The following is a 10,751-nucleotide window of genomic DNA, read 5'->3' as shown; positions in this document are numbered from 1 at the left end:
ATTGCAGAGTACAATTATTCTTTAATTAAATGGATCAGCAATTGGCGTTGTGCTGGCTGGGGCTGGATTAGTTTCTGCAGGGACTGGGTTAGTTACTGAAGACCCCGCAGGCTTGGCCGGATTTGGTGAAACAGTGCCTGAAGGATTAACTGCAGGATTTGTTCCGGTCGGTTGCCCATTAACTGATGGCAATGCGGGAATTGCGCCTGTGGTTGACTGCGTGCTATTGGCACTTGAATCAATAGGTGCCGTTGGCGTGGGTGGTGCAGCAGGCGCCTCTACTGGAACAGGAACCGAACGAAGGCGTACCTGATAGACCTGACCTGCCTTTGATAGATTAGTAATGCTGTCTTCTGAACCCACATCATCAATAACCGATGACTTAAACTCGGAAAAACGCACCGGATAGGCCTTTACACTGGCTGGCAAATCAAAGTTTATAGTTTTGCTGGCTTCAAGCGCTTTACCCACAGTAGAAAAGCTACCATACACCAGCACATAGCGTTCACCCTGCTCAGGCGTACGGGAGCGCAAGTAAAAAAACTTGTCGCGGTCAGCGCGCTTGTCCAGATAACTTTTGACAATGTCTTCCTGTGATACACTCATCACATGCACTGTCCAGTTACCAGACTGCGTCTTAACAAAACTTACACCGCGAAATTCTGCGGCCCTTTCACTGCTACTCACATCCTGATTAATGTCCAGCTCTGGCACCATATCAGTCATCATGCCAAGCGTTGGTGAAAACTGTACTTTTTCAGGTTCTACCGGCACATCCCGAGCTTTTAAATCTTTTTCAACCGTAATTCGTTGATGAATCTGCATGCCAACCCACAGGAAAAAAGCAATTGCCAGCATGATCAGGCCACCCAGCAACCATGTACTGTTTTGCACAGTGCGCCAAATACGAGTACGGTTCATGCGTTTTGTTCCCCGACTGGGTGAGCAGGCTGCTGGCATGCAGCAATGGTTTCCCAAATAAGCTCAGGTGTGGCATCACGGCTAATTACAGCTTGCCCCACTTGCTTAAGTAAAATCAGGCGCAACTGGCCAGCCAGTACTTTTTTATCCTGTGCCATTAATGCCATAAACTGTTCAACTGGAATAGCGGGGCAAACTGTCGGTAAATGCGCACGCGCAATAATCTGGCGCACACGGTTAACATCAGCAGCATTAATCCAGCCCATGCGGCAGGATAAATCAGCAGCCATGACCATACCTGCGGCTACAGCCTCACCATGCAACCATTCGCCATACCCCAGATAAGCCTCAATTGCATGACCAAAGGTATGCCCCAGATTTAGTAAGGCCCGGTCACCATGTTCATGCTCATCGGCTGCCACAATTCGGGCCTTGTGCGCACAGGAACGATAAACGGCTTCTGCCAGCAAATTGGCATCCCGCGCTACCAGCTGTTCCATGTGCGCTTCAAGCCATACCAGAAAATCCTGATCACCCAGCAAGGCATACTTGATAATTTCCGCCAAGCCTGCTGACAATTCACGATCAGCTAATGTGTCTAGCTGTGCCATATCGGCCATGACCACACTGGGCTGCTTGAATGCACCAATCATGTTCTTGCCTAGGGGATGATTAATTCCGGTTTTTCCGCCCACACTGGAATCAACCTGAGACAACAAGGTTGTAGGCACCTGCACAAAATCCACACCGCGCTGGAAGCTTGCTGCGGCAAAGCCAGCCATATCACCAATCACGCCGCCGCCCAGTGCTAGCACTGTGCAATCACGATTAAATCTGGCAGCAAGTAAGGCATCAAAAATCAGGTTTAAAGTGTCAATATTTTTATAAGCCTCTCCATCTGGCAAAATACAGGTCATCACCTGCTTGCCAGCATGTTCCAGGGCATCCTGATAGCCAGCCATATAGAGTGGTGCTACAGTTGTGTTGCTGACAATCATCACCTGACGCCCTTTGATATAAGGCGCTAAGCACTCCTGAACAGGAAGATGACTACCAATAAAAATAGGGTAACGACGTTCACCAAGCTCAACATGTAGCGTTTGCATAAAATGATCTAAAATGTAGCCTTGAAGATTCTATGTTTATCTTAACGTGTTTAGGCCAATCAATTGAATAATTTTTTGTGCCAAATCGCGTGCAGAACCATCGGAAGTGGGAATGACATGATGAGCCACCTGCCGATATAAAGGGTCGCGGAGGCTTAACAGTTCTTTTAATTTTTGCTCTGGATTGGCTACTTGCAACAATGGTCTATTACGATCACGGGAGGTACGTGCCAGCTGCATTTCAACAGGCGTATATAAGTAAATTACAATACCGCGCTGCTTTAGAAATTCACGATTTTCCTGGCGCATGATTGCACCACCTCCTGTCGCCAGTACAATGCCTGACCGCCGGGTGAGATAGTCAATCACCTGCTGCTCACGCTGCCGAAAGCCGCTCTCTCCTTCTTTTTCAAAAATCCAGGGAATACTGGCCCCTGTTCTGGCTTCAATTTCATGGTCACTGTCAATAAAAGAACGGCCGAGCAAATCTGCCAGATGCCGTCCTACTGTTGTTTTACCAGCACCCATTGGCCCAACCAGATAAATACTGGTCTTGGCCTCTGGGTTTAAGCAGTTTGACTCCAAAAAACTGTCCTTTCTAGCAGCACACCTTATTTAGGCGTGCGAGTGGTGGTATCAGAAACAAGCCGTGGGGTTACAAAAATGAGTAACTCTTGCTTATCATCACGGTTAATGTTTTTCCTAAATAATGTTCCCACATAAGGAATATCGCCTAAAAATGGAACCTTGGTTACGGTGTTTCCAGTTTCATTAACGAAAATACCACCGAGTACCACTGTTTCCCCATCATTCACCAATACATTGGTATTTAAACGATTAGTTGCAATTGTAGCTTGCCCATTTTGTAAGATTTCTCCAATGGTATTATTTGTAACTTCCAGCTCCATACCAATTTTGCCATCAGGCGTAATACTAGGTGTTACATCTAAACCTAGCTCAGCATTAACAAATTCAATCGAAGTAGCACCACTTGAAGTAGACTTTTGATAAGGTATTTGTCGACCAGAAGCAACAGTTGCTTTTTGCTTGTCACCCGTGAGAACTTTGGGAGTAGAAACAACTTCACCCTTGCCTTCAGACTGTAACGCAGACAACTCCAGATCCAGCATGACATCAGACAAGCTAATCAAACCAAATGCAATTCGGCTAGCACCTTGAGTACTTACCCCCAAGTCAACATTAAGGTTATCAGGACGATCAATTGTATATTTATACCCACCTGTGACATCATCTTCTTCTGGTTCACGCAAGTTCCATAGCGTATTTTCTGAACCACCCACCAGTAAGCTATTATTACTACCAATACCTTGCGACAGAACGCCCCACTTCACTCCCATTTGCTTGCTGAAGTTATTGGTGGCTCGTACAATGCGTGCTTCAATCATGACCTGCTTGACCGGAACATCCAGCCGGCTGATCATGGCACGGATTTCATCAATTTTTGCAGCGGTGTCCTGAATAATTAGCGTATTGGTGCGTGGGTCTATGGAAATCGTACCCCGGGATGACAGCAAGCTGCCTACATTGTTGTCCAGTCCTGTCTCACCAGAACTGGTAGATGACCCGGAAGTACCGTTATTACGTCCAGAAGTAATCAGCGTTTGAATATTTGCGGCCTTGGCATAGCTCAGCTGAATGTATTCTGTTTGCAACGGTGCCAGTTGCTGGATTTGCTGGATTGCCTGTGCTTCCAGTTTTTCACGTGCAGCAATCTCAACGGCTGGCGCTACCATGATTACGTTGCCAGTGCGACGCTTATCAAGACCCTTGGTTTTTAAGATAATATCAAGCGCCTGATCCCAGGGTACATTCTGCAAACGAATGGTAATGCGACCATTAACGCTATCACTGGCCACCAGATTCAGATTGGTAAAATCAGCAATCAACTGAAGTACCGAACGTACATCAATATCCTGAAAATTCAGGGAAAGTTTCTGGCCTGTATAAACTTCTTCAGCACGGGCTTTCGTAGTCACTTCAGGTTTTACAGCAGGCTTAACACTAATGGTCAGCTTATTGTCAGTCTGATAAGCCATGTACTCATATTCACCTTGCGGCTGAATCACCATCATGCCATTACCACCTTCATTATAGGCATCAATGGTTGACACTGGTGTGGCAAAGTCATTCACATCAAGACGACGACGTAATTGTGAAGGAATTTTTGCACCAACGAAGCGCACGACAATACGGCTGCCTTGCTGCTGTACATCAACCGGCAAGGAAGAGTTCAATAAATCAACAGTGATTAATCCATCACCTGCAGCGCCACGCTGGAAATCAATATTACGAATATCAGTAGAAACTGGTGCTATGCTGGTATTAATCGTAGCAGGAACGACAGGGGTCATGGTGGAAGTTGCGGCCGTCCCCGCTGCACGACTGATTTTTAAAATCAGGGTATTCCCTTCAACCCGGGTACTATAATTGCCTGCTTCGGTGAGACTAACCACCAGGCGGGTACGCTCCTGATTGGTGACTACACTAACATCCTGAGCATTCTTGCTAGCAACACTAATCCGGTTACTTGGCAACGCACTGATCGTTTCTGGAAAATCCAGCACCAAACGGGTAGGCTGTTCAATTTGATAGGCTTGCGGATCAGGTGGCGTACTGCTGAATACCAGACGTAATTCCGTTTCATTATTGGGCAATGCCAGTGGAATGACCTGATTTAGGCTGACCTGAGCGGCCATTGCGGCCTTAACTGTCAATGCACAGGCACTTGCAAGTGTAAGTTGACGCATAAAAGAAGTCATTGCGGGTGTTGCCCCCATACCAAACTGATTAATTGGGTTCCTCATTTTTATTTCCTCAAATTCCTTATGCGCCGACATCGATCATGACAAGATTACGTGGACGCTCAACAAAACCATCACGACCGTTAGGTACAATTTCAATTACAGAAATCTGGCTTGGTGAAATGTCAACAATACGACCATAGTTTTTGCCCAGGTAATTACCTTTTTCTACCCTGACTACACCGCCTTCCGGTGCCTGGATCAAGCCATATAGCGATCCATTTGAGCGTCTTAATGTACCCTTCATCACCAAGGCTTCAATAGGGAACTGCTCAAGGTACTGCGGCGGCCGCGAAAGATCAGGCATGATTTGCCGGCCTGCCGCTACTCTAAGTTCCATGGCCAGACTGGGCGGCATAAATGGACTTCTTAACTGCTGGGCAGAATAGGCAAAAGAAGGCACTGGCAAAAATACCGGTGCAGGGGGTACAGGTTGTGGTGGCTGACTGCGGATTTGCTGCATTTGTTCGTTAACCACATCAAGCCGTGAACTACAGCCTGTTAACAGGACAGTCCCAAGTATTGTAATTGTGAGGAGCTTGAGCTTCATTATTTTGGTGCTCCTGCTGCTGGTGCTGTTGAGTCTTCAGCGGGCTGATCATTATAACGGTAAGTTTTTGCCTGTACTGTCATTTTCAGCACAGGAACTTCACTTTTGGTTTCTGCTTCCGGTAAGGTTTCAATTACAAAGTCATGCAAGGTAACAATACGTGGCAATGCTGCCAAGCCACTAACAAATGAACCAAACGCATGATAGTCACCCTGCGCCACAATCGAAATTGGCAGTTCAATAAAGAACTCCTGTTTTACCTCAGGCTGTACGCTAATATTGTTAAAGCGTAAGCCACTGCTAACTCCGGTAAAGTTAATGTCTTCAACCAGACCGGGAATCTCGGTTTCCTTGGGTAGCTGCTGTAGCAGTTCACCAAAGGTGCGCTCCATATCTTCAATTTGCTTTTGATATAATTGCAAATTTCTCAGCTTGGAATCTTTTTCACGATATTCATTCAACAGGCTTTCTTCCTGTGCTCTGGCGTTATCAATATCGTTTAACAGCGGACGGATCAGCACAAAATAAGCCAGTGCAAGCGTCATTAATAATATAAAAATATAAATGGTAATTTTGACTGAAGTGGGCCAGCTCCCCATATTCTGGGGGTCAAGAGAGTTAAAGCTATTAATAAACTCCTGAAAATTAAACGGCTTTTTCTTTGGTGCCAATAATTCGTCTTTTTCGAGTGTAGAGTCGTCAAAATCGTCCATTACTGTTGACCCCCTGTTGTTGGTGCTGGTGCCGAAGTACTGACAGGAGCCGATACGCTGGCATTAGTACTAGCATCCATGGTAGCTGCCTCATCACTAATATCTACAGTAACCAGAAATTCGCCAAAACTATCTTCTGGTCGCGGCAATACAGTCCCTGATGGCTTGGGCTGGGTATCCGTCGCTTTGGCAGTATAGGAGTTCATAAAAGCATTTCTAAACCAGGGCGAATTTTCCAGGTTACGTAAAAATTCGGATACGGTATTTGGACTTTCTGCACGGCCATTAATGATGAACTTGTCATCTTTACGCTCAAACCGGGTAATAAACATTTGATCAGGGGTTAAACGTGCCACCTCATCAAACAGGCGTACCACCACCGGACGCTTGCCTTGCAAATCCTGAATCAGCTTCATGCGCTCAATAATTTCATCACGGTGGGCTTGTAGACCATCTAGTGCTTTTAAGCGTACATCCAGTTCGCTATTGGCCGTTTGCACCAGCTGATTGGCCTGTTGCTGATCGTTTAAGCGCTGGTTGACAAACGCCCAGGCGAGTGCCGAGAGCACAAGACCCAGTAAAAACACCCCAATTGATATACTAATAAATTCTTTTTTTCGCTGCTCACGGAGCGCTTCGCGCCATGGCAGTAGGTTTATTTTTGCCATTAATCAAAACTCCGTAAAGCCAAACCGCAGGCAATCAGCAATGATGGCGCATCATTTTCAATCTGGTTTGCATCAATCTGCGAGGCAAAGCCCATTTGTAAAAATGGATTGGCAATCGTAACCCGATGTCCCAGTTTTTCCTGTAGCAAGCGGGCCAGACCCGGAATATTGGCATTACCACCAGCAAGCAGGATATGGTCAACATCATTATATTGCGTTGATGAATAAAAGAACTGCAATGAGCGCGCAGCCTGCTGCACAATCGCATCCATATAAGGAATCAGGACTTCTGGCTCATAGTCATCCGGCAGGTTGCCTTCTTTCTTGGCACGACCGGCTTCATCAAAGGACAAACCATAACGGCGCTGAATGTCTTCGGTCAGTTGCTTGCCGCCAAATAGCTGTTCACGGCTATAAATAATCTTTTCATCCTTAAGCACGCTTAAGGTCGTCATGGTGTGACCGATATCAAAAATCGCAACAATATCCGGCGTGCCCGGTAGCGTATCGATAATCAGGGAAAAAGCACGCTCAATGGCATACGATTCGACATCAATGACGCGAGGTACTAATCCAGCCAGTTCTAGTGCTTCACTGCGCATATCTACATTTTCTGTACGCGACGCAACTAAAAGCACACTGACACGGTTAGGATTAGTTGGTGAAATATCAACAACCTCGAAATCAAGGCTGACTTCATCCAGTGGATATGGAATGTACTGTTCAGCATCCAGACGAATCTGCACTTCGCGTTCGTCATCGGTCATGTCAGCATCCATTTCAATGATCTTGGTGATCACTGCAGAGGAAGCGACTGCCGCTGCTGCGCCATTGCTTTTGGGATTGGTTAGATTAAGCAGACGCTCAATGGTTTCACCAACACTTTCAGGATCAGCAATGTTTTTTTCAACAACTGCATGAGAAGGTAATGGCAGAATTCCATAGCTTTCTACCCAGTACCGTCCATCTCTGATGTCCAATTCAAGTAATTTGACAGAAGTGGAACTGATATCAACCCCGACAAGACTTTTATTTTGTTTACGCTGAAAGGAAAGCACCGTAAGTTCCCTGTTATTGTTCTAAACATCCGGAATATAACACAAGCTGCGCCAACACATAGTGCGAATAGCTCACCATAATAAATATAGTAAAACTAACAATCCTAAGTTTCTGGCGCTATACTGCGTCAATTCCGATCCCTGCAGGTATTAAAACGCACTTGTTATGAAAAAGCTATCGTGTTCGGGCCGTATCTATCCATTTTTTTTATTCGCAATTGTGATGGTTATGGCAATTCCAATGGGCTTTTATGGCATGTATTTGTATATTTACCCGAGCTTGCCAGACATGCACCTGTTAAAGGAAGCAGCACTGGAAAAGCCATTGCAGGTTTATACCAAGGACAACGAACTCATTGCCGAATTTGGCGAAAAGCTGTCCATGCCCGTGGAATACAATCAGATTCCGCCAAAACTGGTACAAGCATTTCTGGCTGCAGAAGATTCGTCTTTTTTTGAACATAATGGGGTAAGTTTTAAGGGCCTTGGACGTGCCGTCAGTGAATCGGTGAGTGGCGGGGCACAAACTGGCGGTTCTACCATTACCATGCAGGTCGCCAAAAATTACTATTTAACCCCTGAGCGCACCCTGCGCCGTAAACTGACCGAGATTTTTCTAGCGCGCAAGATTGAGCAAAGCCTGACTAAAGAAGAAATTTTAACGCTGTATGTCAACAAGATTTTTCTGGGTAAAAATGCCTATGGCATTGCAGCTGCAGCACGTATTTATTACAACAAGGATTTAAAAGACCTGACAGTAGCCGAAATGGCCATGATTGCAGGTTTGCCTAAAGCCCCTTCCCGCTACAACCCGGTGGTAAATCCGGAACGTGCACTCGAACGCCGCAACTGGATTTTGGCGCGTATGCTGCAATTAGGTTCAATTGATCAGCAAACCTATCAAAATGCCATAGAAGAACCGATTCGGCTTAATATGCGGGAATATCGGGTTCAAACCAGACATCCTTACCTGGCCGAACTGATCCGGGCTGAAATGGTCAAGCGCTTTGGTGAGCAGGTCATTAATTCCGGTTATAAGGTTTACACCACCGTTGATAGCAAACGTCAAAGCATGGCAGAAACTGCAGTACGCGAAGGGCTGGAAGCCTATGACCGTCGGCATGGCTGGCGCGGTGCAGAGGCCAATGACAAACCCTTAAAACAGTTTGTCCCGTATGCCAATACCTGGCCTGCCAAGGTCACCAAGGTAAATTCCCGCAGCTTTGAAGCGGTATTTGCCAATGGTAAAACCACAACTGTAGGCTGGGATGGGATGGTCTGGGCACGACGTTATTATAGTGCCGATCGTGTTGGCGGGACTCCGGCCAATGCCAGTCAGGTGGTTAAGCTCAATGATATTGTTCGCCTGCGCCCAACCGATGACAAGAAAACCAACTGGGTGCTCACCCAGATTCCAGCAGTTCAGGGTCAACTGATTGCGTTAAACCCCAATAATGGTGCAGTAGAAGCTGTAGTTGGCGGTTATGACTTTGCCCAAAGCAAGTTTAACCGTGCTGTACAGGGCTGGCGTCAACCCGGTTCAACCATCAAGCCATTTATTTATACCCTGGCACTGGAACGCGGCATGACACCCTATAGCATGGTTAGCGATAGCCCGCTAAGAGTCGGAAAATGGCAACCTAAAAATTCGGATGGGCGTTATCTGGGCAGCATTACCTTGCGCCGCGCCTTGTATCTGTCACGCAATCTGGTATCAGTCCGTTTGCTGCAATCGGTTGGGCTGGACCGGGCACGTAATTTTCTGGTTCACTTTGGTCTGGTGGAAGACAAAATTCCCCGTAACCTCACCATTGCACTGGGAACACCGCAGGTTTTACCCATCCAAATGGCAACTGGCTATGCCACATTTGCCAATGGTGGTTTTCGTATTCAGCCGTATGTCATTGAAAAAGTTGTTGATCCAGATAATAAGCTCCTGTTTGAAGCCAATCCGCTATATGCCTGCGCCAGTTGCATGAGCAATCCTGAACAGGCTAACGCAACCGCTACGCCAGCTAATGATAATGGTGAGGTGGTTGAGTTAAGTAACAAGCAAGGGCAGCCTATTGAAAAAACAGTAGCATCAATTTCTGAATCGACCCCTTCTGCCACTGAAAACCAAAATGCAGCTTCCAGTAATCCTGCACAAGTGATAACGACTTCTGCCAGCAACGGCAAAACTTATCGTCAGGCTACCCGGATTATCAAGTCCAGTTCAGCATTTGATATGGCCAATATTTTGCAGGACGTGATTGTACATGGGACAGGCCGTGCGGCTTTAAAGCTGGGCCGTAATGATCTGGGCGGTAAAACTGGAACCACCAATGACGCCAAAGATGCCTGGTTTGCTGGCTTTAATGGCAATCTGGTGACCATTTCATGGGTGGGTTTTGATAATCCAAAAACACTGGGACGGCGTGAATATGGCGGCGTTGCTGCGCTGCCGATCTGGATCAAGTTTATGGGCGATGCGCTTAAGGACACGCCTAGCAAATGGGTGACGCTGGATCGTAATGCCGATGATCCCATGCTTGATCCGGTTGCCAATGATGAACAGCGCAAACAGCGTCGCGTTCCTCCAGTAGCAACCCCGCTATATAAACCCAAGCCATTGCAGGTTACTGTGGTTGATGATTTTGCAGACTTGCCGGATATGGGTATTGATGACGATGACCTAAACCTGCCAGACTCGCCTTCCATCCCTACTACTACACCTGCCACACCACCTGCTGGCAATAATGGCAATGCCAACAATAATAGTAGTACTGCTGGCAACCCTGCCAATACGTCTCCTGCCACACCAGCCAGTAAGCCGCCAGTACGTCCGGTTGCCCCTTCAGAAATTTTCTAGGGCAAAAGCACTTTAAGCATTACGTTGTTAATCTCCATCATTTTGCCCTGATTAGATGTAAT

At 46.6% G+C, this 10,751-nt stretch carries 9 protein-coding genes; 1 reads left to right on the top strand and 8 read right to left on the bottom strand.

Annotation, left to right across the window (positions count from 1 at the left end; genetic code table 11):
- Nucleotides 1-21: 21 nt before the first annotated feature.
- Genes E2B99_RS06040 through E2B99_RS06005 form a run of 8 tightly spaced genes read right to left on the bottom strand, consistent with a single transcriptional unit; the run spans nucleotide 22 to nucleotide 7,838 of the window.
- On the bottom strand, nucleotides 22-921 hold the full coding sequence (locus E2B99_RS06040) for a hypothetical protein (protein ID WP_134244054.1): 900 nt from the start codon (nucleotides 919-921) through the stop codon (nucleotides 22-24).
- The gene (gene aroB / locus E2B99_RS06035; protein WP_134244053.1) at nucleotides 918-2,027 is read right to left on the bottom strand and encodes a 3-dehydroquinate synthase; all 1,110 of its coding nucleotides are present in this window, start codon (nucleotides 2,025-2,027) and stop codon (nucleotides 918-920) included. Before aroB ends, E2B99_RS06040 begins: the two co-directional genes overlap by 4 nt.
- Nucleotides 2,028-2,063: 36 nt before the next feature.
- Nucleotides 2,064-2,612: a shikimate kinase AroK gene (aroK, locus tag E2B99_RS06030; RefSeq protein ID WP_276320933.1), complete on the bottom strand. Its 549-nt coding sequence runs from the start codon at nucleotides 2,610-2,612 to the stop codon at nucleotides 2,064-2,066.
- Nucleotides 2,613-2,638: 26 nt separating this feature from the next.
- Nucleotides 2,639-4,852, bottom strand: a complete 2,214-nt coding sequence (gene pilQ / locus E2B99_RS06025) for a type IV pilus secretin PilQ (RefSeq protein ID WP_134244052.1) — start codon at nucleotides 4,850-4,852, stop codon at nucleotides 2,639-2,641.
- A 19-nt stretch (nucleotides 4,853-4,871) separates the two neighbouring features.
- A complete protein-coding gene (locus E2B99_RS06020; protein ID WP_026471572.1) occupies nucleotides 4,872-5,399 on the bottom strand; it encodes a pilus assembly protein PilP in 528 nt (175 codons plus the stop codon).
- Nucleotides 5,399-6,112: a type 4a pilus biogenesis protein PilO gene (locus E2B99_RS06015; protein WP_134244051.1), complete on the bottom strand. Its 714-nt coding sequence runs from the start codon at nucleotides 6,110-6,112 to the stop codon at nucleotides 5,399-5,401. The genes E2B99_RS06020 and E2B99_RS06015 overlap by 1 nt, the downstream gene beginning before the upstream one ends.
- The gene (locus E2B99_RS06010; protein ID WP_134244050.1) at nucleotides 6,112-6,780 is read right to left on the bottom strand and encodes a PilN domain-containing protein; all 669 of its coding nucleotides are present in this window, start codon (nucleotides 6,778-6,780) and stop codon (nucleotides 6,112-6,114) included. Before E2B99_RS06010 ends, E2B99_RS06015 begins: the two co-directional genes overlap by 1 nt.
- Nucleotides 6,780-7,838 carry a pilus assembly protein PilM gene (locus E2B99_RS06005; protein WP_134244049.1) on the bottom strand — a complete coding sequence of 353 codons (1,059 nt, stop codon included), beginning with the start codon at nucleotides 7,836-7,838 and terminating at the stop codon, nucleotides 6,780-6,782. The genes E2B99_RS06010 and E2B99_RS06005 overlap by 1 nt, the downstream gene beginning before the upstream one ends.
- Before the next feature lie 166 nt (nucleotides 7,839-8,004).
- On the opposite strand from E2B99_RS06005, the gene E2B99_RS06000 reads away from it, so the two are divergent.
- Nucleotides 8,005-10,689, top strand: coding sequence for a penicillin-binding protein 1A (locus tag E2B99_RS06000; RefSeq protein ID WP_134244048.1), 2,685 nt, complete (start codon nucleotides 8,005-8,007; stop codon nucleotides 10,687-10,689).
- The last annotated feature ends 62 nt before the right edge of the window (nucleotides 10,690-10,751 follow it).

It is taken from the genome of Alkanindiges illinoisensis, assembly GCF_004377485.1.
In the GTDB taxonomy this organism is placed as follows: Bacteria; Pseudomonadota; Gammaproteobacteria; order Pseudomonadales; family Moraxellaceae; genus Alkanindiges; species Alkanindiges illinoisensis_A.
The sequence above is the reverse complement of the archived record's forward strand: the minus strand, read 5'-3'. Positions and strand labels throughout refer to the sequence as shown.

What these genes read in the sequence shown, in the direction of transcription:
- E2B99_RS06000 (WP_134244048.1), top strand. Translation starts at nt 8,005, where the DNA reads ATGAAAAAGCTATCGTGTTCGGGCCGTATCTATCCATTTTTTTTATTC.
- E2B99_RS06020 (WP_026471572.1), bottom strand. Translation starts at nt 5,399, where the DNA reads ATGAAGCTCAAGCTCCTCACAATTACAATACTTGGGACTGTCCTGTTA.
- E2B99_RS06010 (WP_134244050.1), bottom strand. Translation starts at nt 6,780, where the DNA reads ATGGCAAAAATAAACCTACTGCCATGGCGCGAAGCGCTCCGTGAGCAG.
- E2B99_RS06015 (WP_134244051.1), bottom strand. Translation starts at nt 6,112, where the DNA reads ATGGACGATTTTGACGACTCTACACTCGAAAAAGACGAATTATTGGCA.
- pilQ (WP_134244052.1), bottom strand. Translation starts at nt 4,852, where the DNA reads ATGAGGAACCCAATTAATCAGTTTGGTATGGGGGCAACACCCGCAATG.
- aroB (WP_134244053.1), bottom strand. Translation starts at nt 2,027, where the DNA reads ATGCAAACGCTACATGTTGAGCTTGGTGAACGTCGTTACCCTATTTTT.
- E2B99_RS06040 (WP_134244054.1), bottom strand. Translation starts at nt 921, where the DNA reads ATGAACCGTACTCGTATTTGGCGCACTGTGCAAAACAGTACATGGTTG.